Genomic DNA, 24,343 nt, shown 5'->3' with positions numbered 1-24,343 from the left:
TTCTAGAATATATTTACATCACTTCTATCTGTTAATCTATCTAGCCTAGTTGGAATAGTTCTATTTTCACTACTCATTTCTTTATCGAATATATTTATAATATTTTTTGAATTTGCTATAAATGTAACTTTATCTTTTCCTTCTAAGCCTTCAATTTTTGGCTTTTTAAGTACAGTCATAGGATCAATAGCAGTTCCATTTTTATACATACCAAAATGCAAATGAGGACCAGAACTAAGTCCTGTTGAACCAACATATCCAATATGTTCACCTTTTTTTATACTCATTCCTTGTTTTAAACCTCTTGCAAAGCTACTTTGATGTGCATAAAGAGTTTTATAACCATTTCCATGATTTATAATAACAGTTTTTCCATAACCAGTTTTTACTCCTACAAATTCAACTCTTCCATCAGAAGATGCATATATATTTCTTCCTGTAGGTGCTGCAAAATCAGTTCCTAAATGTGCTCTATACCTATTTAAAACTGGATGCCAACGTTTATTTGTAAAAGGACTAGAAATTCTTGTAAAAGTTAGAGGAATTTGGAATAAAAAAGTTTGAGTAAAACCAACACCATTTTCATCATAATATTTGTCATCTTTTTCATTTTTAAATCTATAAAAAGATTTTCCATTTATTTGAACCATTGCTGCTTTTATATTTGGCATACCAAGTTGTTTTCCTAAATATGATCTTTGAGTATATTGTAAAGCAATAAAATCGCCTTTTTTCATCTTTCTAAAATCAACATCTTTACTATTAAATAATGAATTTAGAATTGCAGCGAGTGTTACATCTCCAGTTGCATTTAAAATATCTTGAGATACTGATTCATTTATTTGTATAGCTATTGTTTCTGAATATTCATTGTAGTTTATAGGAAGGGTTTGAAATTTATATACGTTGTTGTGATCTTTGTAGATGTGGATTTGAATATCTTCTGAGATTGGTATTAAAACTTGATTTAAGGCGCCATTGTCATCGGTATATAAATAAAACCTATTATTGGTTTGAATTTCGGAGCACAACTCTTGATCTTCTCCATCCAAGTCATAATATAATTTTAATGGTACAGAATGTTTTTCTAAAAAGGTTAGAAAACTTTCTCCTTTTGGCCATAAAAGTTCTTCAACTTGTGCTGAATATAAAAAATTAAAAAATAATATTGTAGCTAAGATGATTTTTTTCATATTTTTGTCACTTTTTTAATCGAATAATTTAGGGATAATATTGTACAATGATTTAACTTAAAAAATTGAAATGGAGCATAAATTGGTTAAACTTGTAGTCTTAGTTTTTCTATCTTTAAATCTTTTTGCTAAAGATTTAGTAGATGTATATAGAAAAGATGGAATCATTGCAGTAGAAAAAGAGCTAGAAAAAGGCTTAAGAGATGTTGACTTTTGGAAAAAATATCTTGAAAATAAGAATACAGATTATGGTTTTTATGAAACTAAAGAATATGTAATTGTTGCAGAAAAAGAGAATAAAAAAATGACTCTATTTGCTAAAAATGGTGATGATTATAAACAAATCTCAAAAGAAAGTATGATTGTTGGAGAAAAAGCAGGAGACAAATTTTTAGAAGGTGATAAAAAAACTCCAGAAGGTGCTTATGAATTAGTTCAAAAAAGAACAGGATTAGACCAATTTTATGGACCATTTGCTTTAGTTACAGAGTATCCTAATACTTATGATAAAAGTTTAGATAAAAAAGGACATGGTATTTGGATACATGGGATGCCTTTTAGCGGAGATAGAGAAAAATATACTCAAGGTTGTTTAGCTTTAGATAATGAAAAGTTAGAAGCTTTAGCTAAAAATATTGATTATAAAAAAACAATTCTATTAACAACTGGAGACGAATTTAAAAAAGCAAGTAAAAATGATATTGCTTTAATTTTAAGTTCTATTTATAAATGGAAAGATGCTTGGAAATATTCAAATATAGAAGAATATTTATCTTTTTATTCAAAAGATTTTAAAAGAGCTGATCAATCTGACTTTAAAAAATTTGAAACACAAAAAAGACAAGTTTTTGCAAAAAATGAAAATAAAACTATAAATTTATTTAATATGGATATTTCTCCTTATCCAAATTCATCAAAGAAAAAAATATATAAAGCTGTAATGGATGAAGAATATGTAAGTCCTAGCGTAAAATTTGTTGGAAAAAAAGAGTTATATTTTGAAATAGATAATAACAAATTAAAAATTCTATCAGAAGATTAACAAAAAATTTAATACTTTTTAGATACAATCGCCTTAATTTATACAAGATATTTTAAGGCGAAAAATGCAAAAAAAAGAGATGAATATTCAAGAGATAGCACTTGCACACTCATTAACTCTTGAAGAATTTGAAAATATAAAAGAGATTTTAGGAAGAGAGCCAAATTACGTAGAAATTGGTATCTTCTCTGCTATGTGGTCTGAGCATTGCTCATATAAATCAAGTAAAAAATATTTAAGTGGATTTCCAACAAAAGCTCCTTGGGTTATTCAAGGTCCAGGTGAAAATGCTGGTGTTATTGATATTGGCGATGGATATGCTGCTGTATTTAAGATGGAATCACACAATCATCCAAGTTTTATTGAACCGTATCAAGGCGCTGCAACTGGAGTTGGGGGAATTTTAAGAGATGTATTTACAATGGGAGCAAGACCTATTGCAAATATGAATTCAATTAGATTTGCTTCAATAGAAGGAGATAGTGCTACTGCTCAAAAACATAGATTTCTTTTAAGAGGTGTAGTTGCAGGTATTGGTGGATATGGTAACTGTATGGGAGTTCCAACAATTGGTGGAGAAACTACTTTTGAAGAGTGTTATGCTGGAAATAATCTTGTAAATGCATTTACTTTAGGGTTAGCAAAAGCTGATGAAATTTTTTATGGAAAAGCTGAAGGTATTGGAAATCCAGTAATGTATGTTGGTTCTAAAACAGGGCGAGATGGTCTAGGAGGTGCAGTAATGTCAAGTGCTGCATTTGATGAAGATTCTGAATCAAAAAGACCAACAGTTCAAGTTGGAGATCCATTTACTGAAAAGCTATTACTTGAAGCTTGTTTAGAACTATTTAAAGCAGATTTAATTGTTGGTATTCAAGATATGGGAGCAGCTGGTCTTACTTCATCTTCATTTGAAATGGCTGGACGAAGTGGTTCTGGAATGATTATGCATTTAGATAAAGTTCCTGCAAGAGAAGAAGGAATGACACCTTATGACTTTATGTTAAGTGAATCTCAAGAAAGAATGCTAATTTGTGCAAAAAAAGGTTGTGAACAAGCAATTATTGATATTTTCCAAAAATGGGAATTAGATGTTGCTGTTATTGGTGAAGTAACTGCAACTGGAAATATGGAATTATTCTGGCATGGTGAAAAATGTGCAGAAGTTCCTGTTCAACCAGTTTCAGAACAAGCTCCTATTTTAGATAGACCGGTTAAAAAACCAGTTTATTTAGATGGAATTGAGAATATTTCTTTAGATAAAAAGATTTCAAATCAAGTAGCTTTTGATGAACTGTTTTCAGATATGGAAGTTGTTGATAAATCTTGGGTTTATGATCAATATGATTCAAAAGTTCAAACAAATACAATCAAAGGACCAGGAAGTTTAGATGGTTCTAGTATTAGAATTAAAGAGACTGGAAAAGCATTAGCTATGAGTGCTGATTGTAACACTAGACTTTGTTATATTAACCCAGAGTTAGGAGCAGCAGCAGCTGTTATGGAATCTGGAAGAAATGTAGCAATGACAGGGGCAGTTCCAAAAGCAATTACAGATTGTTTAAATTTTGGTAATCCTACAAATCCAGAAGTTATGTGGCAGTTTGCTGCTTCTTGTGAAGGTATTAAAAAAGCTTGTAAAGAGTTAAATACTCCTGTTATTGGTGGAAATGTATCTTTATATAATGAAACAAATGGAGTAGGAGTTTTCCCAACACCTTCAATTGCAATGGTTGGAGTAAATGAAGATGCAAATAAAGTATTACCATCAAGTGTACAAGAAAATGGAAATATTTTATACATTTTAGGTGAAACAAAAGGTGAATTTGGTGCATCTTTATATATGAAAAAAATGTATGGAAAAGTTGCTGGAATTCACCCTGAAGTAAATTTTGAAAAAGAGTTAGCTCTATGGAATACTGTAATTGAAGCAAATAAACAAGGTTTATTAAAATCTGCAAAAGATGTAAACGTTGGTGGTATTGCAATTAGTTCAGCAAAAATGGCAGTTGTTGGAAACAAAGGTATAGAAGTAAATATCTCTTTAAATGATTCAAAAGATATTTTTGCTGAATCTTTAAGTAGAGCTATCGTTGAAGTAGTTCCTTCAAATTGTGAAGCATTTGAAAAAATTGCAAAATCATTTAATATTGAGTGTAGCAAAATAGGTCAAACTGGTGGAGATAAAATCTCAATCAATGATATAGAAAAAGATCTTGATAAAGCTAGCTATATCTATTTTAATAAATTTAGACAAGTAATAGAACAAGATTTATAAAAATATATTAAGGAAATTTTCCTTAATATACATAAACTTTATTCCTTCCAGTTTCTTTTGCTTGGTATAATGCTTTATCTGCTCTTTTAAATACTTCATTAAAAGTTTCAACTTCGTTTTTAAACTCACTTATTCCCATAGAAATAGTAACCTTTCCAACAATTTGAAATTTAAAATTTTCTATTCCTATTCTTAATTTATCAGAGATATTTTGTGCTTGATATAAATCTGTTGTATCTAAAATTAAAATAAATTCTTCTCCTCCCCATCTTGCAATTATGTCAGTGGATCTGATATTACTTGATATAAATGTTGATAAATCTTTTAAAACAATATCTCCTATATCATGACCATACGTATCATTTATTATTTTAAATTTATCTATATCCATAATTACTAAAATATATTTATTATTTCGTTCGGACAATCTTTTTAATAAGCCATTTCTATTTAATATTTTTGTTAAATTATCATGATATGCTTTTACACTTAAATTTGTATTTGATTTTTTAAGTTCTGCATTTTTTTCTCTTAGAATGCTTAACAAATAGTTGAAAAATCTCGAAACTATTCCTATTTCTGTATCTCTTTCTTCATATATCTTTTTTTCAATATTTCCTGTTTTCATTATATGTGTAATACTTTGTATTGTATCAACCCAAGGAAGTTTTGCATTATGTTCACTTCTATTTAATCCTAAAATCTCATGTTTTTTTCTCACTCTTAAAAGATTTATTTTTTTTAAAAATAAAAATATCAATATTCCTAAAGTAAATGCAAAAATAAAAGCTACAACTGTTCCTAAAGTTTGAATATATATAAAATATAATCTTGTAAAGTTTTCAGGCAAATTTGCAAATATTCCAACAGCAATTGTTCCCCAAACTCCAACAAATCCATGAATACTCACTGCACTAACAGGATCATCTATTTTTAATTTTTTTGTTAAAAGAATATCTGAATAATACATTATAAAGGAAGATATAAAACCGACAAAAGCTGACTGTATGGCATTAAATTCAAAACAACCAGCTGTAATTCCTACAAGTCCAGCTATTACTCCAAAGCTAACTATTTCAACGCCAACTTTTTCTTTGTTAAATAAAGTTATTAATCCAGCACTTAATCCTCCAAAAGCTCCAGCTAATAAAGTATTTAATAATATAGAAGTGACTTCTGCTTTAAAAGATAATAAACTTCCGGCATTAAATCCAAACCATGCAAAAAAAAGTACAAATACACCAAATACTATAAAGTTATGATTGCTTGGAGAAAAATATGTAATTTTTCCTTTCTTAAATTTACCAAGTCTTGGACCTAAAACTATAGTTCCTGCCAGTCCAACCCAAGCACCAATAGAGTGAACAACAGTTGAACCTGCAAAATCAACAAATCCTAAATTATTCAACCAACCTTCTTCATTCCAAGCCCAATGTCCAAAAATTGGATAGACTAATGAACTTACAATGATAGATACAATTATATAGCCATTAAATTTTATTCTTTCAGCAACAGCTCCTGAAACTATTGTAATTGCAGTTGCAGCAAACATTGCTTGAAAAAAGAAAAATCCATTTAAATTTAAATCTTTTCCATCAATTAGAAAATTTGTTGTTCCAAATAATCCAAATTTATCTACTCCAAACATTATTCCAAAACCAAAAATCCAAAAAAAGATGATTCCAAAAACAGTATCAATTAAATTTTTCATTGCTACATTTATGGTGTTTTTACTTCTAACAACACCAGTTTCAACTAAAGAAAAACCTAATTGCATCATATAAACTAAAAATGCACTGACTAATATCCATAAAAGGTTTATATCTCCAAAATTTTCCAATTCAAGCTCCTTTTATAAGATTATAAGCTAAATTGTAACATAGAAAATTATTATTAAATGAAGAAAAAATATACAGTTTTTAATGAAGCAATACATAAATGCTTTTTTTGTATAATAATAAAAATTTATAAAATTTGGGGAAAAATTTTGAGAGCATTAATTAGTGTAAGTGATAAAAGCGGTGTTGTAAATTTTGCAAAAGAACTTGTAAAATTAGGTTATGAAATTATTTCAACAGGTGGGACTTATAAAACTTTAAAAGATGAAGGAATAGCTGTAATTGAAGCAAATGAAGTTACAAAATTTCCAGAATGTTTTGAAGGAAGAGTAAAGACTTTAAATCCATATATTCATGGTGGAATTTTACATAGACGTGATAAACAATCACATTTGGACCAAGCCAAAGAGCTTGGAGTTGAAGGTATAGATTTAGTATGTGTAAATTTATATCCATTTAAAGCAACAATTGAAAAAACTGATGATTTTGAAGAAATTATTGAAAACATTGATATCGGTGGACCAGCAATGGTAAGAAGTGCAGCTAAAAACTTCGATTCAGTTATTATTGTTACAGATGTTACTGATTATGATTTAGTGTTAAATAATCTAAAAAACAATACAAATACAGTTGAGTTTAGAAGAGATTTAATGATAAAAGCATATGAGCACACAGCAGCTTATGATTCGATGATTGCAAATTATATGAACAAAAGATTTAATGGTGGATTTGGAGATAAACAATTTATCGTTGGATCTAAAGTTTTTGATACAAGATATGGTGAAAATCCTCATCAAAAAGGTGCTTTATACGAATTTGATGCACAATTTACAAATAAATTTAAAACAATAAAAGGTGAAGCAAGTTTCAATAATATGGGTGATATTTCTGGAGCTGCTAGAATTGCATCAGCTTTTGGAAAAGATAAAGCTATTTGTATTGTAAAACATGGAAATCCTTGTGGATTTGCAATAAAAGATACACTTTTAGAATCTTATGTTGAAGCTTTAAAATGTGATCCAGTTTCAGCTTTTGGTGGAGTTGTTGCTGTAAATGGTTGTGTGGATAAAAAATTAGCAGAAAAAATGAATGAAATCTTCTTAGAAGTAATTTTTGCTGCAAGTTTTACTCCTGAAGCAGTTGCCGTATTTGAAGCTAAAAAAAGAATCAAATTATTTGAACAAGGAACTGAGTTTTTAGAACTTGCAAATGATAAAATTGATTTTAAAAGAGTTGATGGTGGATTTGTATTCCAAGATGCTGATAAAGTGCAAGAAGATGAAGTTAGAAATAGTGAATTAAAATCAAAAAGAGTTGCAACAGAACAAGAAGTAAAAGATATGGAAATTGCTTATAAAATTGCTTCTTTAACAAAATCAAATTGTGTTGTTTATGTTAAAAATTCTGCAATGATTGCTGTTGGTATGGGTATGACTTCAAGAGTTGATGCTTCTAAAGCAGCTTTAAGAAAAGCTAGTGATATGGGACTTGATGTAACTGGTGCAGTTTTAGCATCTGAAGCATTTTTCCCATTTAGAGATAGTATTGATGCAGCTGCAGAAGCTGGTGTTAAATGTGTAATTGAACCAGGTGGAAGTATCAGAGATGATGAAATTATTGAAGCAGCTGATGAATATGGTATGGCTTTATATTTCTCTGGAATTAGACACTTCTTACATTAATATTCTTTATAGCAAAAATTTTTTAATTTTTGCTATAAATCTACAATTTCTTTTAGTATTTTTACTATTTTTTTGATAAACTATTTGATTATTATTTTAATCTAAAAGATAATTTATGAAAAAATTAAAGTTATTTATTATTCTATTCATTTTTGTTAATTCATTTTCTTATGCAAAAGATTTAAAAAAAGTTAAATTACAATTATCTTGGTTTGATCAATTTCAGTTTGCTGGTTATTATATGGCAAAAGAAAAAGGTTTTTATAAAGAAGTGGGACTTGATGTCGAGATAGTTCCTTTTAATTTCGATACGGATATTCCTAAAGAAGTAAGTGATGGCAAAATTGATTTTGCTATAGGAAGAGAAACTTTAATTTTAGAAAAAGCAAGAGGCAGAAATATTGTTGCTTTATATGCACTTTTTCAAGCTACACCACTTATTTTACTTACAACAAAAGATTCTAAAATAAATTCAATAAAAGATTTTGAAAATAAAAGAGTTATGACAACATTAGATGATTCAAGTGAAGTTTCTTTAAGAGCTATGATGATTTCTAATAATGTAGAACTTAATTCTTTAACTTTTCTTGAACATACTCATAATATTGATGATTTAATAGATAAAAAAACAGATATTATTTCTGCCTATACATCAAAATCACCCTATATACTAGAAAAAAAAGGCATAGAGTATAATGTCTTTGCTCCAAAAGATTATGGTTTTGATATGTATAGTGACTTTTTATATACAAATGAAAATTTAATAAATAATGATTTAGATACAGTATTATTGTTTAAAGCAGCTTCTTTAAAAGGTTGGGAATATGCTTATTCAAATATTGAAGAGAGTGCAGAATTAATACATAAAAAATATAATTCTCAAAATTTATCAAAAAGCGAACTTATTTTTGAAGGAAAAGAGTTAAGAAAATTATCTTATTTTAATACTGTAAATTTAGGTGAAATAAAAGAAGATAAACTTCAAAGAATAAGTGATATTTACAATTTAATGGGTTTATTAAAAGCACCTGTTGATTTAAAAAAGTTTATTTTTAATTTAAATTACATAAAAAGCTTAACTCTAACTCAAGAAGAGCAAGAGTACTTGCAAAATAAAGATTCTATTAAAATGTGTGTTATTCCTAATTATATGCCATATAGTGATATAAAAGGTGATAAATATATTGGTTTTATTGCTGATTATATGGCTATAATAGAAAATAGAATAAAAAAACCAATTACCCTTGTTCCTGCTTCAACTTGGACTCAATCTTTAGATCTAGCAATAAATAAAAAATGTGATATTTTAACTGGAGCATCTTGGTCAAAAGAGAGAGAAAAATATTTTAAATTTACAAAATCTTTTTTAAATGTTCCAGTTGTTCTTTTAACAAAAAATAATGTCCCTCTCATAAATAACTTAAATTTAGTTGGTAAGAAAAAAATTGCAGTTGTTGAAAATTATGAAATATATGAAGAGTTAAAAAAGAAATATAAAAATATAGATTTTGTAACTGTAAAAGATTCTGATGATGGTATAAAAAAAGTTTTAAGTGGCGAAATCTTTGGCTTTATAGATTCTTTATCTACAAATTGGTACAAAATTCAAACAGAGTATTTAGAAAAAATTTCAATAAATACAAAATTAGATTTGAATATGGATTTTTGTATAGCTGTAAATAATGAAGATGAAATTTTGTATGAAATATTTCAAAAAGCTGTTGTAACTATGGATGATATTGTAAAAAATGAAATACTCAATAAATGGATATTTACAGAATATGAAAAAAGTTTTAATTATTATGTTTTTGTTCAAATATTTGTTGGTATTTTATTAGTATTTATTGCTATTTTATATAGACAAAGATTATTAAAAAAAATTAATACTTCTTTGAAAAATCTTGTTGATGAAAAAACAAAAGAGTTAAAAGATATAAACAATGAATTGGAAGATAGAATAAAAAAAGAGATAGAAGAAAATTTAAAAAAAGATAGACTTCTTTCTCAACAACAAAAGATGGTTTCTATGGGACAAATGATAGAAAATATTGCCCATCAATGGAGGCAACCTTTATCTTTGATTACAACAAGTGCAAGTGGAATAAAAATAAAAAAAGAGTTAGATGTTTTAGATGATAAATATTTATTTGAAACTTTAGATTTTATATTAAATACATCTGCGTATTTATCAGATACGATAGATGATTTTAGATACTTTTTTAAACCACAAAAAGATAAAGAAATTTTTTATTTAAAAAATTGTTGTAAAAGAACAATTGATTTGATAAAACCTAATTTTATAGAAAATAATATAACTATTATAGAAAATATAGAAGATTTAAAAATAAATGGTTATGAATCAGAGTTAATTCAAGTTCTAATAAATATTTTAAATAATGCAAAAGATGCTCTTTTATCAACAAAAAATGAAAAATTTATTTTTATTGATGTTATAAAAGAGAATAAAAAAGCAGTTATAAATATAAAAGACAATGCAGGTGGAATAGATGCAAATATTATTGCAAAAGTATTTGAACCATATTTTACAACTAAACATAAACATTTTGGAACTGGAATAGGTCTTTACATGTGCCAAGAAATTGTGAGTAAACACATGAATGGTGAGATTGATATTACAAATATAAAATTTGAATATAAAGATAAAGAATACAATGGAACTTTAGTTCAAATTATTTTAGATATTGAAGAGTGATTTTGATATAATCCAAATTATTTTAAAGAATATTAGGAATTTTTTTGAACTGGTTAGATATAGATAAAAATCATACTTGGCATCCTTATAATTCACTTCCATCTAAAACAAAAATTCTTCCAGTTAAAAGTACAAATAAAACTTCTATTTTTTTGGAAGATGGTACACAATTAATTGATGGAATGAGTTCTTGGTGGAGTGCAATTCATGGATATAATAATCCCATTTTAAATGAAGCATTAAAAAAACAAGTTGATATTATGCCTCATATCATGTTTGGTGGATTAGCTCATGAACAAGCTGCTATTTTAACTAAAAAATTGGTTGAATTAACTGGTTTAAATTCTGTTTTTTTGTGCGATAGTGGTTCTGTATCAGTTGAAGTTGCCCTTAAAACAGCAATTTTATATCAAAAAGCAAAAGGTTTAAATAAATATAAAATTTTAGCTTTAGAACACTCTTATCATGGTGATACTTTAGGAGCTATGAGTGTTTGTGATCCACAAAATTCAATGCATTCTATTTATGGTTCATATTTAAGTCAAAATATTTTTGTAAAAGCACCAGCTTTAGGCTTTGATAGTGATTTTTCTTTAGCAATTGAAGATTTAGAAAAAACTTTAGAAAAATATCATAATGAAATTGCTGCTTTTATTCTTGAACCTCTTGTTCAAGGTGCTGGCGGAATGAGAATATATAATCCAAAATATCTTGAAATTGCAAAAAAACTTTGTGAAAAATATGATATTTTATTTATTTTTGATGAAATTGCTACAGGATTTGGTCATACTGGACGTATGTTTGCATACGAATGGACAAATATAAAACCTGATATTATAACTCTTGGAAAAGGTTTAACAGGTGGTTATATGACCATGGCAGCAATGATTACTTCAAAAGATATTAGTGATGTTATCTCAAGCAGTGAAATTGGTGTTTTAATGCATGGTCCGACATTTATGGCAAATCCTTTGGCATGTAGTGTTGCAAATGCAAGTATCGATTTGCTTTTGAGTTCTCCTTGGAATGAAAGAGTTAAAAAGATTGAAGAGATTTTTTCTAAAGAGTTAGAACAATTGAAAAATCACTCTTTAGTAAAAGATGTAAGAAATATTGGTGCAATTGGAGTAATTGAATTAAAAGAAGAGGGTTATTCTCAGCAAATACAAGATTATTGTGTAGAAAATGGAGTATGGATTAGACCTTTTGGAAAACTTGTATATTCGATAGTTGCTTATATAATAGAAGAAAAAGATTTAATAAAAATAGCTAAAACAATGGTTGAAGCTATAAACTCTATAAAGAAAAAATAGATGAAAAAAAGTAATTTAAAAAAACTGATTTCAAATTTACCAAAATATCCAAATGTTTTAGGAAGAAATAGATTTTTTAATAGTGCAGTTTTGATTCCAATTATAAAAATAGATGGTGTTTATCATTTACTTTTTCAAAAAAGGGCAGCTCATATAAGACAAGGTGGAGATATATGTTTTCCTGGTGGTGGCTTTGAGTCAAAATTTGATAAAAACTTTCAAGATACAGCATTAAGAGAGACTTTTGAAGAGTTGGGAATTGTAAAAAAAGATATAAAAATTTTAGGGCAACTTGATACTTATGTTACTCCAATTGGTGCAGTAATTGAATCTTTTGTTGCAAAAGTTAAGAAAAAAGCTTATAAAAATATGAAAGTTGACTATAATGAAGTTGAAAAAACAATAGTTATTCCAATCTCTTTTTTTAAGAAAAATGAACCAAAAGAGTACACTTTATCAAATAAAATTTTACCTTATGAAATAGATGAATATGGAAATAAAGAAGTTCTTTTCCCTGTTGAAGAGTTAGGAATACCAGAAGCATATAAAGAACCTTGGGGAAATAAAAAACATAAAATCTGGGTTTATGAATATGAGGGTGAAGTAATTTGGGGAATTACTTCTGTTTTAATAAAAGAGTTTATAGAAAAGTATTAGATAAAATATTTATATTTTAATATCATAATAAATTTAAATTAAATTTTTCTTTTATATTATTTTCTATTAACAAATAACCAAATGGACTTAATGAATAGATAAAGTAGTCTTTAAAAACTTCTTTACTAATTTCATATTTTTTCTTAAATAAAAATATTGAGAAACAAAATAATATAAATAAGATTCCATGCCCCATTCCAAGAATTTTCATTAAAAATATATTATTTTCTAAATACTTTAATGGCATTGCCAAAAATACTAAAAATAAATATGATAATCCTTCTATGTATGAAATTATTCTAAATAAATAGAATTGATAACTCGTTTTCATTATCTCTCCTAAAAAGGTTTTGTTATTGTTAATAAAATGATTAATGACATTAAAATTAATGGAAAAAAACTCATATATTTTATATACTTTTTATCTTTTGTAAATATATTTTTATCAATTTTATTTAAATAAATTTTACTTAAATGATGAATCAATATGATTATAGATACTAAAAAGAATTTTATATATATCCAAATACCTGTTTCTAAAATTGATTTGTTTAAAAAGATTAGGATTAAACCAAAGCAAATTGTAAATAAAAAAGAAAAAGATGATATTTGATTATATATCATAAAACCTTCTTTTAATAAAAACTCATTTTTTTTATCTATTTGCAATAATATTAATCGAAAAATGTAAACGGTTGATGTAATCCATACTATTAATGAAATGAGATGAAAAGCTACAAAAAAATTATAGTAAGCCATTAGATTCCTTTAAATAAATTTTGAAAATGGTACTATAAGAAAAAAAATCAATTATGGTATATTACGAATAAAGAGTAACAATTTATGAATACAATAAAAAATGAAGCACAATTACCGATAAAATCTGCATTAATGATTTTAGGTTTTTTGGAAAAACAATCAAAGTTTAATACTCAACAATTTTTAAAAGAAAAAAATATTACACCAAAAAATATTGCACAAGAAAATTTTACAGTGGGAATGTCATTTTTAAAAGAGCCTTTATTAAAAGTAATGAATGAAGAAAAAAATTATGATATTTTGTATAACTTATCAAAATGTATTACCCCAAATAGTTTAGGAATATTAGGTTATTTGATGATTCATTCAAAAACTGTTTATGAATCATTAGATAATTTTTGCAAATTTTATCCTTTAATTGGGGAAAAAATGAAATTGATTTTTACTAGTGATGATGAAGGTTATAAAATTGTTTTGCATTTTTATGATGAAAATGGAATTTTGATAGATTTAGATAATTACCTAGTTATATTACATTTGTTCAATATAATACATTTGATAAGTCAAATTATTTCAAAAAATATAAAACCAAAACAAATGAACTTTATTGAAAAAACTCCTTTATTACCATTAGAAAACAATAAAATATTAGGAATAAAATCATATTTTGCACAAAATGAAAATTCAATTTATTTTAGTAAAAGTATTATAAATACAGAAACAACTCTTTCTAATGAATATCTATTTAAAATATTTGAAAAAGAAGCACAAAATATTTTAAACATAAAATTAAGTGAAAATGGAATCAAAGAAAGAGTTTATAAACAAATTTTAGTATCAACAAACCAATTAGATATTTCTTTAGAAAGCATCTCTTATAAAATTGGTTTGAGTTCAAGAGTATTGCAAAAAAGATTAAAAGAAGAAAATACTACATTTTCAGAAATCTTATTAGAGGTTAGAAAAAAGTTAGCAATTTACTACTTATCTAAAGATATTGATATAGAAACAATATCTTTAAATATGGGATACTTTGATTTAAGTACATTTTATAGAGCATTTAAAAAATGGTATGGAATAACTCCTACAAAATGGAAAGAAAAAAATAGTAAAACTAATACAAAAAATTTCGAAAAGTATTAAATCGTTAATACTGCAAAACTTTCATCTTTTAAAGCTTTTGTTAAAAACTCTCCTGTGTGAGTGATTTCGATATTTAATTTTTTTAAAGTTGAAGTCGCTTCATAATCTTCTACACAAACTACACAAGCACTCATTTTAACACCCGTTTCTTGTATTTTTTTTAGTTGTTTTCTTACTTTTTTACTTTTTTTTACAAGCTTTATAGATGGTCCCCAAAGCATCAAATGTGCTGTTTTCCAATACTCTCTTTCTAAAATTACACTTCCATATAAAAGTGGAAATTTATTTGCAACTTCTTTATCTCCATTTGTCCAAACTATAAGTAGATTTTCTTTCATTTAAAAAGCCTTTGGTTATAATTTTTTAAGATTATATAATAAAAATTTCAAGAGAGTATAAAATGAATAAAATATTACTAAATGATAAAGAGATGATACCATCAAAAGTTGTATGTATTGGACGAAACTATGTTGATCATATAAAAGAATTAAACAATGAAATACCAGAAAATATGGTTTTTTTTATAAAACCAAATTCAGCAATTTCACAAAAACTAATTTTCCCTCAAAATCAAACTTCTTGCCATTATGAAGCTGAAATTTCTTTTTTAATCAAAGAAGATAAAATAGTTGCAGTTGGTTTTGGTCTTGATTTAACTTTAAGAGAAATTCAAAGTAAACTAAAAGAAAAAGGTCTTCCTTGGGAAAGAGCAAAAGCTTTTAATAATTCAGCAGTTTTTTCTAAATTTGTAGAGTTTAAACAAGATATTTCGAAACTTGAAATAGAACTTTTTATAAATGATGAATTAAAACAAAAAGGTGATTATTCATTGATGATAAATAAACCAGATGAAATTATAAAAGAAGCTAAAACATTTTTGAGTTTTGAAGATGGAGATATTTTGATGAGTGGAACTCCAAAAGGAGTAGGTGAGTTTAAAAAAGGTGATATTTTTGTAGGTAAAATTTTATATGATAAAAAAGTGATTATCGAAGAAAGATTTGAAGTTTTATAAAAGGATTTTAGATGAAATACAATGAATTAACGCAAAATGAAAAGTATGTAATAGAACAAAAAGGAACAGAATATCCTTTTAGTGGAATTTATAATGATTTTTATGAAAAAGGAACTTATATTTGTAAAAAATGTAATGCTCCTTTGTACAAAAGTGATGATAAATTTAAATCAGGTTGTGGTTGGCCAAGTTTTGATGATGAAATAGAAGGTGCAATCAAAAAAGTTGTAGATAAAGATGGAAGAAGAATAGAGATTTTATGCGCAAAATGTGGTGCTCATTTGGGACATGTTTTTGAAGGCGAAGGTTTTACACAAAAAAATACAAGACATTGTGTAAACTCAATATCTTTAAATTTTATAAAGGAATAAAATTGAATTTAGAAAATATTAAAAAAGCATATTTTGCAGCTGGGTGTTTCTGGGGAGTGTTCAGCAAAAAATGAGAAATAACCTATAAAATCGAACTTTTAGCCATATTTGTAAACACCCATCTCTGATTTGGGATACCAAAAAGGGATACTTTGTTTTAAAAATGGCTTAAATTGGGGATACTAATTTTTCAATCTTTAATTAAAAAAAAGGATTAAAAATTGAAAACTAACTCTTGCTTTCAAAAAAATGGAATATGGTATTTTAGAAAAAAGATACCATATAATCTAAATAAAAAAACTCCAATATTCAGAATTTCACTTATGAAATTATTATCAAAAAAAGGTTATTATAAGCACCTATTCAATAGTTCACTATTTTTTATAATATCATATATAGATAATAAGATAGAACTGTTATTTTTATCTAGGGAGAACTTAACCTTGAAAGAGTTAAATGAGTATGTAATAGGTCTATTACAAAGATATGAAAATGAAGCTTTAAATCAAGATAACCATTATATCAAGGATATGGGAAGCCGTAGAGCAGATATTGAAAATAAAAGATATAAAGCTTTGGTTCATTATGATGAGTTCGGGGTTGAGTTTGGTGGACATACTGAAATAGCTTTAAAAAAAGAATTATCAGAATTAGAAGAAGCTTTTAATAAAGACAATATAGGGCTTTATAGAAAAAAAGCTAATGATATTTTAAAAAGACAAGATATTATAAAACCTGATGAAATCGAAAAAATCACTGATGATATGTTGCCTCTTTTTGCCGAAAATTTAGTTAAAAAAGAGATAGAAGTAATAAGAGCAGATATTAAAAAATACCAAAAATTAATGGGTAAAAAAGAGAGTTCAGCAAATCTTGGAAGTATAGAAGATTTTATCACTCAATATCCACAACTTAGAAATATTATATATCCAAAAAATGATGAAGATAACTGGGATTTTTTAATAGAAAAATTTTTATCTTACAAAAATCAAAAAACACAAGTAAACAGCATTCGTGGAAATAGAACAGATTTACAGCAGTTTTGCTCTTTGATGTTAGGCGATGAAAAGTTTGGAGTTCCAAAAAGAAAAATTATGGATTGTAGATTAGAAGATATAGAAGCTTTAAAAAGATTATATACACAAATTCCAGTTGTTCAACATCAAGATTTAACAGATTGGCGAGAAAAGGGAATGGTATATATTATAAATTTTACAAAAAATGATGTTGAAAAATACAAAAAACCAGTTTTATCAGGATTACAAGGAAAGATAAAAACAATAAAAAGGTTTTTAAAAGATATAAAACTTTACGACCCTGAAAAATATGAAAAATTAAACTTAGAGTTATGGGATAAATTAAATGTTGAATATAAAGATTTAACAATAGAAGCCCAAATTTTAACAGATAAAAATAAAAAAACATATCTATCATCTCAAATTTTAAATAACTTTTTAAAAGATAGATATAAAAAAGAAGAAAATGATAGAGGACAATGTGAACGAAATTTCACAAGACATACTAAAGCTTCTCCCCACATCTTTTGGAGTGTTATTTTAGCAATTTTTACTGGTGCTAGAGGTGGAGAACTAGCACAAATTAGGGTTAAAGATTTTAAAAAGAGCATTGTAAATGATGAAGTTATACACTCATTAACTCTTAGAATTACAGATAAAGAGAAACAAAGCTTAAAAAATGAACACTCAAGCCGAACCATTCCCATAACTAATTTTTTGATAGATTTGGGATTTTTAAATTTCATTCAAGAAAGAATAGACAATAAAGCAGATTTTGTATTTGACCTAAAAGTAAATAAAGATGGAGATAGAAAAGATTTCCCACTCTCTTTTAATCAAGAGATAAAAGTATATGTAAAAGATAATTATTCTGATATATATGAAGATTATAAACTCCCAGCATTTCACGATTTAAGAGCATATTTTGTAGGTAAATTTTTGAATGGAGAAAATGATAATACAAATAAGCTTTTACAATTAAAACAGTTAATAGGACATACAACCAAAGACCTACATAAGGATATAACTATTCATCACTATTACAGAGAACCCATTGAAATTCTAAAAGCCAAAGAGTTAATTGAAAACTTAGATTTTGGAATAGAAGAGGGATATGCTATTTTAAAAGAAAGAATGAATATAAAATATAACTTTGAAATTTTGAGAGAACTTAATATATAAATATAAAACCCATTGTCTATATAATAAAGTATAGGCAATGGAAAATTACAGTTGAAGAATTATATTATCAAGATATAAAGTAATATTAATTTTTAAAAAATTCTTCTATTTCTACACCTAAAACATCAGAAATTAAAAATAAATGTTCAAGGTTAAAATGCTCTTTGTTTTTATAATTTTCACAGTTTGAGTAAAAAGAAGTGCTTTTCTGCCCAATCATAATTGCGAGTTCCAATTGGCTCAAGCCTTTTTCTTTTCGAATTTTCTTTACATTTTGCCCTATTTTAATATAAAAATCATCTAGTTTACTTTTGTCAATATCAGGGAAAATACTTTTCATAATTAAAACTCCATATTGTAGATAATAATTATTTAAGCAGTTTTTATCAATCAGTTATATATAATTCATATATAACTGATTGATAAAAAGGATAAAAATGGATGAATTAGCACAAGCTATAAATGAGTATTTGACAGAAAGAGGTTTTTTTACTAATGAATATAATCATATATATTTAGCAGAAATAATAGAAGATTTTTATGGTTGGATGAGTGGAGCAAACTTAGACATGGATTTTCAGAGTAAAGCAGAATTAAAGAGAAGTTTGAGAAATTTTATTGAAAATATATGATAAAGAAGGGGAAAAATGATAAAGAAATTATTAATAGGCTTACCAATTTTAGCTGTTTTAGTATTTGGAATTTATATATATACATATAATCCAGTTCCTAAATGTTCTGATGAAGCAGTGATTGATGTATTAGAAAAAAGATTCTTGGGTAAACCTGATAAAGAATCTATAAAATCAGTAGATGAAGCTATGAAAGCATTTAATAACTATAAAGGTAAGTTAGATAAAGAATCAATAACAACAATAAATGAAGATTCTGAAACAGGAGCTTATACTTGTCAAGCTTCAATGAGAATTTATTTTAATGGACCTGAAATACCATTTATTTATCATGTATCGTTATCAGATGATGGTGAAGAATTTTATGTGAGAATAAGATAATGAAAATCTTTTATTAAAAAAAGGGGAGAAATGAAGAAAATATTATTAATAGTATTATTAATGTTAGGAGTTGCTTTTTCTGGTTGTGCTTCAAAAAGTGAAACAGGTGTAAATCAAGAAAATTCTATGTCATTTGGAGCAGATTTAATGCAATCTGGAAATCCAATTGGTATGGCAATAGGTGGATTAGTAATGTTGGTAACAGTTGATGGATTAGAACAAACTGATATGAAAGAACAATATAATAGTTTATCTCAAGAACAAAAATTAGAATATATAGAATTAATGAAACCTTGCATGTTATCTCTACACAGAATAGAAATGGATAAAATATTTGAAGGGAAAAAACTATCTGAAGAAGATTATAACTTTTATTATAACAATGAATTTATACTTAAATTACGATTAGAAACTTTAGAAAAGCCTTTTAGATGGCAAAAAGGAATAAAAAACTATTCTATTCATAGAGATAAATGCCACCCAAAAGCTATACAAGAAATTCTAGGAACTACAGAACAAGTAGCAACTACCGTTTCGGAAGAAAAAGAAACAACTCAAAACCAAACTTCTACTTTAAACGATAATGATGAAAAAGTAGAAGAAAAACAAGAAATAAAAAATTAATTCTAAAAAGGGTTTAAATGGAAAATAAAGAAGAATTATTAAAACTAGAAATAGAAAAACTAAAATTAGAAAATGAGAATCTTAAATTAAAAAATACAAATTTAACTGTTTTCCCTATATATGAGAATAAAGTTATTAAAAGTAATTCTTATTCATATAAAGAAGAAGTTGAAACTCCTTCTAATGGATTAAATAATTATGAAATAGCTCTTATTTCATATTTAATACTTACTTCATAAAATAAGAAGTTCATTTTAAAAGAACTTCTTATTAGCTTTTTTATTCCTACTTCATCGCATTTTTGAAAACAATCAACTTTTAACTAAAAAATATCTTATAACAATATAAGCCCTTAAAAAGGGCATTATATTTTTATAGGATACATTTATGTATAAATATATAATCAAAAATTAAAAAGAACTTTTTTATTGTTAAGCTAAAAGCAATAAAAAAAGTAAGTATGGGTGGCACCATATTTTTTAATTTTTGATTTTCAACTCGTGGGAGCTTCCTTATCTCTGTTTAAAAAATTAAACAGAGATAGGAAGCGATACAGAAAATTCACATTGTGAAAAGATATATCGATAAAATGGGCATTTAGCAATGCCTATTTTTGTTATATTTTGTATAAAAATACCCTAAAATCTGACAAATACTCAAACATTTAACAACTAGCCAAAAACTTACTGCCCCGTTGAATTTGAGTTTCTTTTATTTCTACTTTTTACTTGCCTTTTAACTTCTTAAGTTATTGCTTTTTGGCATTTCGTAATATTGCCTTTAAATAAATTACATGTCTAAACCACAGTTAAGAAATAAACTTATATTTAAACATCTTTTAGGTGTTCAGTTTTTATAAAAATATATAGGAGTTATAAATATGTTTACTCAAAAGAAAAAACAATACTACAGTAATATATTAGGATTTAAAAATTCAGATGATTTTGAAAATTTTGCTAAGAGATATATAAACTTTTTAAAAGGTGGAGAACTTACAAAAAATAGAATAATGAGTGGTTTTTTTATATTGTTAGAAATTCAAAAAGAAACCCTATCTAAGAATAAATCATTAATTAATTTAGACAATATAAAAAATCAATATATTAAAAAATACTCAAATACTATTTTAGAACTACGAAAAAATGGAATGGGTAGCCAATCAATAGAAAAATATTTATATGAAAATCATAGAGCAAAAGTAAGCCGTGGAACAATAGAAAAATTTTATAAACAAAATAATCTTTAGGTTTTTTAGCAATGGCAAATCTTAAAGGTGGAAATTTTGAAAAACAGATGAAAGATGCTTTTCATAGATTGGAAAGTTTTGGAGTTGGAAGAGTTGGAAAAAATGACAACCTAACACATAGTGATAAACTTGCAGAAAAAAGAGAAATGTATCTAAGAAATATAACATCTTTTTTTAAATCTCAAAATCTAAATAACAAATTAAACACACTATTCACAAAAGAAAATCTTGATAATTTTTTTAATGAAAGATTAAAAAATCTATCTAGCAAAACCAAAGAAAATTATCTTCGTGGTTTTTCTTCTATGCTTCAAGGTTTAGAACAACAAAATATTTATATCCCACTACATTTGGAAGATAAAAGTTTTTTTGATGATAGAGTAAAAATTGTAAAAAGTGGAGCAGATATTATAATCGAAAATAGATATATAAATAATGTAGATAATGTAATAAAAAATCTTTATGAGGATAGATATATAAGTGGCTTAATTGCCCAAACTCAATATGAATTGAGTATAAGACAAAGTGAAGCCTTTGAACTGGTAAAAAATCCATTAAAATATCTTGATAATGGATATATTATTGATTTGATAGGTAAAGGAAATCATAAATATAATTCTAAAGAAATATCTTTTGAACTGGAACAAAAACTTTTAAATAATAGTTATGATTTAATAGATAAATCAACATATTATAAGGATTTACAAAAATATGATATATCTTCCCACGATTTCCGTTTTTCTTCGGCTCGTGATAAGTTTGAAGATATGTTAAAAAATGGAATAAGCGAAAAAGAAGCAAAATTAAAAGTGAGTGAAGAGTTAAACCACAAACGAGAAGCCATTACGGATTACTATTTGAAAAGAACGAGATAAAAAGTTTATAAATAGCTAGAATTAACTAGCTATTTTTTTCTTTTCATTACTTTTTAAAGTTTCACTTCCATATTTTGTTTTTATCTCTTCCATAGATTTTGGATTAGGATTTTTAGCTTTCATCTCTCCATAATACCACATTTTCTTTTTTGAAGCCCATTTAAAACCTATCTCTTTCAATTTTTCTTTTATCTCTTTCGTATCCCCACTAACCCAAATCCAAGAACCTATCAACTCAATAGTAATATTTTCAAAATGTAAAATTAAGCTTATGATTTTTTCTAATTCAATATCAATTTTTGAAGAGTTAGAAAAATATATTTTATGCTCTATTAAATTGTTATATATTTCATTTAGTATTTTAAAATCTTCTTCACTTCCCCCAATATCAGGGTGTAGCTTTTTTGCTAAAGTTTTATATATTTTTTTAGCTTCATTTATACCCTCTACACCTTGGAACTCTTTTAAAATCTCTTCTCTTATCATTTTGTATCCTTTAAATTTTGGTTTTCATTTTTGAAGATTTGAGGGTTTGTTTTTTCTCTTCTTTTTTAATTTTTAAGAAGATTAAAATTAAATCCTTTTTTCTTTCAAAAATTTTTCACTTTCGTTAGTTTTCGGGCTTTGTTAAGTGTGAAATATATATTTTTTCTTAGGTTAAAACTTAAAATTTTGAAAAAGGAGGGATAACGGAATGAAGTGAGTATATGCTCATTTGAAAAATTTTCAGTTTTGAGTAATAAAACAATATATCACACTTAAAACTTATAAAGCCAAAAACTAATGATTAGTGATTAATGAATAGAAAAAAGAATTTAAGTATTTCTTCTGTTGCATTGCAAAAAATTAAAATAAAAGAAGAGTTATTAATCATTCATACAAATAAAAACCCTTATAAAGCCCGATAAATACGGGCTTAAATCGTGTATAGAACAAAATATTATTTATTAGTGTATTCAGTATTATCTATAGTATTTGATATATAAAATATATATTTATTTTCTCTCCTCTCTTCTCTTATTAATTGTTCTCTTCACTTATCTTTTATTTCTCACTTGGTGTTGATTTTAAATAATACAGTAAGACCATCTACAATGAACATTTTTTTTAAAGAATTTTGCATTTTTTTTACTAAATCTAACTTTTATAAAAAATCACTCTTATAACAATAAAAATATGAATTAAATTTTCTTCTAATCCTTTGAGGGTTGCTCCAAAAAAAAGGAGTAACTCAAATGACAATAGTTAATAAATACAAAGATGAAGATGAACAATTAAAAGAACTTTTATTAAAAAATCTTCCTAAAAAAATAAAATCAGGTAATGAAAAACATTTATCAAATATTTATCAATACCCAACTATAAAATCATTAAATGAACATCTGTTTATTAATTTTAATAGTAAAGAACAAATAAGCTTTTTAGTATTTGATATAGATAAATATGAAGATAAAACAGCATTAGAATATTTTAAAAATATATATAATTTTTTAGAGTATATAATAGATAATATAGGATTAGAACCTACTTTTGTAACAGAAACAAATAAGGGCTTCCATTTTGCTTATCATTTAAAAAATCATATATTTACACACCAAAGAAAAGCCCTTAAGTATGCTATGGATATAAAAGTAGCAATAACTAGATTACTCAAATGTGATGAAATTGCTTCTCATAGGCTTTATGGAGTATGGAGAAATCCACTTTTACATAATTTTTATTTTTCGCAAAAAATTAACTATGAATTAGATGATTTTAAAAAATATATCCCAAAATCTGAATTTACAAATACACCTTTGAAGTTAAAAGTAAAAATTGATGAAAATGAACTAATAGAAGGACAAAGAAATAAAACACTTTTTAAATATGCCATGAAATATGCTAAAGGTAAAAAAGTATTAAATAAAGATGATATTTTTAATTTTTTAATAAATATAAATAATTCCAAAAGTGTAGGATTAGGAAATACAGAATTAAATCAAATTTCAAACTCCGTTTTCAAATATTGGCAAAGTGGAAAAATATTGTATGGAACAATAAAAAATGAAAATATAAAAGTTATAAATGAGGGAGTTATGGAATTTGAAAAGATGAAAAACCTAAACTATGATGAATATTTACAAGAAACAAAACAAAGACAACAAAAAGCAGCAACTAGAACTTTAAAAATTAGAGATAAAGAGAAAAATAAAAAGCAACTTTTAGAAGCAAAACAAGATTATATTTATAAATTACAAGAAAAAAAAGAAACTTTAGTAATAAATGCTATTTTACAACTACAAGAGCAAAAACTAAAAGTAAATATTGCTTCAATTTCAAGAGTTGCTAATATAGATAGAAGAACTGCTAAAAAATATTTTTTGAATTATATATAAATATTGAC

At 25.8% G+C, this 24,343-nt stretch carries 24 protein-coding genes; 17 read left to right on the top strand and 7 right to left on the bottom strand.

Annotated features, from left to right (window positions below; all coding sequences use genetic code 11):
* Positions 1-2: 2 nt before the first annotated feature.
* Positions 3-1,193, bottom strand: coding sequence for a peptidoglycan DD-metalloendopeptidase family protein (locus B0175_RS10425; RefSeq protein ID WP_108528489.1), 1,191 nt, complete (start codon positions 1,191-1,193; stop codon positions 3-5).
* Between the two features lie 82 nt (positions 1,194-1,275).
* On the opposite strand from B0175_RS10425, the gene B0175_RS10420 reads away from it, so the two are divergent.
* The gene (locus B0175_RS10420; protein ID WP_228156101.1) at positions 1,276-2,235 is read left to right on the top strand and encodes a L,D-transpeptidase family protein; all 960 of its coding nucleotides are present in this window, start codon (positions 1,276-1,278) and stop codon (positions 2,233-2,235) included.
* Positions 2,236-2,299: 64 nt separating this feature from the next.
* A complete protein-coding gene (purL, locus tag B0175_RS10415) occupies positions 2,300-4,513 on the top strand; it encodes a phosphoribosylformylglycinamidine synthase subunit PurL (RefSeq protein ID WP_108528487.1) in 2,214 nt (737 codons plus the stop codon).
* Between the two features lie 22 nt (positions 4,514-4,535).
* On the opposite strand, the gene amt is transcribed toward purL, so the two are convergent.
* Positions 4,536-6,353 carry an ammonium transporter gene (gene amt / locus B0175_RS10410; protein ID WP_108528486.1) on the bottom strand — a complete coding sequence of 606 codons (1,818 nt, stop codon included), beginning with the start codon at positions 6,351-6,353 and terminating at the stop codon, positions 4,536-4,538.
* A 147-nt stretch (positions 6,354-6,500) separates the two neighbouring features.
* Between amt and purH the strand changes: the two genes are divergently transcribed.
* The 4 genes from purH (at position 6,501) to B0175_RS10390 (ending at position 12,716) form a co-directional block, all read left to right on the top strand.
* Positions 6,501-8,033 carry a bifunctional phosphoribosylaminoimidazolecarboxamide formyltransferase/IMP cyclohydrolase gene (purH, locus tag B0175_RS10405; RefSeq protein WP_108528585.1) on the top strand — a complete coding sequence of 511 codons (1,533 nt, stop codon included), beginning with the start codon at positions 6,501-6,503 and terminating at the stop codon, positions 8,031-8,033.
* Between the two features lie 115 nt (positions 8,034-8,148).
* Positions 8,149-10,746, top strand: coding sequence for an ABC transporter substrate-binding protein (locus tag B0175_RS10400; protein WP_108528485.1), 2,598 nt, complete (start codon positions 8,149-8,151; stop codon positions 10,744-10,746).
* A gap of 44 nt (positions 10,747-10,790) precedes the next feature.
* Positions 10,791-12,059 (top strand): adenosylmethionine--8-amino-7-oxononanoate transaminase, encoded by a 1,269-nt coding sequence (gene bioA, locus B0175_RS10395; RefSeq protein WP_108528484.1) that lies wholly within the window; start codon positions 10,791-10,793, stop codon positions 12,057-12,059.
* A complete protein-coding gene (locus B0175_RS10390; RefSeq protein ID WP_108528483.1) occupies positions 12,060-12,716 on the top strand; it encodes an NUDIX hydrolase in 657 nt (218 codons plus the stop codon). It begins immediately after the preceding gene.
* A 22-nt stretch (positions 12,717-12,738) separates the two neighbouring features.
* On the opposite strand, the gene B0175_RS10385 is transcribed toward B0175_RS10390, so the two are convergent.
* Positions 12,739-13,047: a DUF3817 domain-containing protein gene (locus tag B0175_RS10385; protein ID WP_108528482.1), complete on the bottom strand. Its 309-nt coding sequence runs from the start codon at positions 13,045-13,047 to the stop codon at positions 12,739-12,741.
* A gap of 8 nt (positions 13,048-13,055) precedes the next feature.
* Positions 13,056-13,475: a CopD family protein gene (locus B0175_RS11395; protein ID WP_108528481.1), complete on the bottom strand. Its 420-nt coding sequence runs from the start codon at positions 13,473-13,475 to the stop codon at positions 13,056-13,058.
* Between the two features lie 84 nt (positions 13,476-13,559).
* Between B0175_RS11395 and B0175_RS10375 the strand changes: the two genes are divergently transcribed.
* Complete coding sequence (locus B0175_RS10375; RefSeq protein WP_108528480.1) at positions 13,560-14,618, top strand: AraC family transcriptional regulator; 1,059 nt, start codon at positions 13,560-13,562, stop codon at positions 14,616-14,618.
* On the opposite strand, the gene B0175_RS10370 is transcribed toward B0175_RS10375, so the two are convergent.
* Positions 14,615-14,956, bottom strand: a complete 342-nt coding sequence (locus tag B0175_RS10370; protein WP_108528479.1) for a DsrE family protein — start codon at positions 14,954-14,956, stop codon at positions 14,615-14,617. The two genes, B0175_RS10375 and B0175_RS10370, sit on opposite strands and share 4 nt — an antisense overlap.
* A 62-nt stretch (positions 14,957-15,018) precedes the next feature.
* On the opposite strand from B0175_RS10370, the gene B0175_RS10365 reads away from it, so the two are divergent.
* The 3 genes from B0175_RS10365 to B0175_RS10350 all read left to right on the top strand — a co-directional run bounded on the left by B0175_RS10365 (position 15,019) and on the right by B0175_RS10350 (position 18,202).
* A complete protein-coding gene (locus tag B0175_RS10365; protein ID WP_108528478.1) occupies positions 15,019-15,633 on the top strand; it encodes a fumarylacetoacetate hydrolase family protein in 615 nt (204 codons plus the stop codon).
* Between the two features lie 11 nt (positions 15,634-15,644).
* Positions 15,645-16,004: a methionine-R-sulfoxide reductase gene (locus tag B0175_RS10360; protein WP_108528477.1), complete on the top strand. Its 360-nt coding sequence runs from the start codon at positions 15,645-15,647 to the stop codon at positions 16,002-16,004.
* A gap of 443 nt (positions 16,005-16,447) precedes the next feature.
* A complete protein-coding gene (locus B0175_RS10350; RefSeq protein ID WP_108528476.1) occupies positions 16,448-18,202 on the top strand; it encodes a site-specific integrase in 1,755 nt (584 codons plus the stop codon).
* Positions 18,203-18,287: 85 nt separating this feature from the next.
* Here the strand turns inward: B0175_RS10350 and B0175_RS10345 are convergent, their stop codons facing one another.
* Positions 18,288-18,542 (bottom strand): helix-turn-helix domain-containing protein, encoded by a 255-nt coding sequence (locus B0175_RS10345; RefSeq protein WP_066386543.1) that lies wholly within the window; start codon positions 18,540-18,542, stop codon positions 18,288-18,290.
* A gap of 97 nt (positions 18,543-18,639) precedes the next feature.
* On the opposite strand from B0175_RS10345, the gene B0175_RS10340 reads away from it, so the two are divergent.
* The 6 genes from B0175_RS10340 (at position 18,640) to B0175_RS10315 (ending at position 21,960) form a co-directional block, all read left to right on the top strand.
* Positions 18,640-18,834, top strand: coding sequence for a hypothetical protein (locus B0175_RS10340; RefSeq protein ID WP_108528475.1), 195 nt, complete (start codon positions 18,640-18,642; stop codon positions 18,832-18,834).
* Between the two features lie 15 nt (positions 18,835-18,849).
* Entirely contained in the window at positions 18,850-19,215 is a 366-nt protein-coding gene (locus B0175_RS10335) for a hypothetical protein (RefSeq protein WP_108528474.1), read from the top strand.
* Between the two features lie 30 nt (positions 19,216-19,245).
* Positions 19,246-19,839, top strand: coding sequence for a hypothetical protein (locus B0175_RS10330; protein WP_108528473.1), 594 nt, complete (start codon positions 19,246-19,248; stop codon positions 19,837-19,839).
* Positions 19,840-19,856: 17 nt separating this feature from the next.
* A complete protein-coding gene (locus tag B0175_RS10325; RefSeq protein ID WP_108528472.1) occupies positions 19,857-20,078 on the top strand; it encodes a hypothetical protein in 222 nt (73 codons plus the stop codon).
* A 641-nt stretch (positions 20,079-20,719) separates the two neighbouring features.
* Positions 20,720-21,085: a hypothetical protein gene (locus B0175_RS10320; protein WP_108528471.1), complete on the top strand. Its 366-nt coding sequence runs from the start codon at positions 20,720-20,722 to the stop codon at positions 21,083-21,085.
* An 11-nt stretch (positions 21,086-21,096) separates the two neighbouring features.
* Positions 21,097-21,960, top strand: a complete 864-nt coding sequence (locus B0175_RS10315) for a hypothetical protein (protein WP_108528470.1) — start codon at positions 21,097-21,099, stop codon at positions 21,958-21,960.
* A gap of 21 nt (positions 21,961-21,981) precedes the next feature.
* Here B0175_RS10315 and B0175_RS10310 read toward each other — a convergent pair whose 3' ends face one another.
* Positions 21,982-22,446, bottom strand: a complete 465-nt coding sequence (locus B0175_RS10310) for a hypothetical protein (protein ID WP_108528469.1) — start codon at positions 22,444-22,446, stop codon at positions 21,982-21,984.
* 749 nt (positions 22,447-23,195) lie between these two features.
* Between B0175_RS10310 and B0175_RS10305 the strand changes: the two genes are divergently transcribed.
* Entirely contained in the window at positions 23,196-24,335 is a 1,140-nt protein-coding gene (locus tag B0175_RS10305) for a replication initiation protein (protein WP_108528468.1), read from the top strand.
* Positions 24,336-24,343: the final 8 nt, after the last annotated feature.

The organism is Arcobacter lacus, assembly GCF_003063295.1.
Taxonomy (GTDB): Bacteria; Campylobacterota; Campylobacteria; order Campylobacterales; family Arcobacteraceae; genus Aliarcobacter; species Aliarcobacter lacus.
Note: the sequence above shows the minus strand (reverse complement) of the source record. Positions and strands in the feature narration are given on the sequence as shown.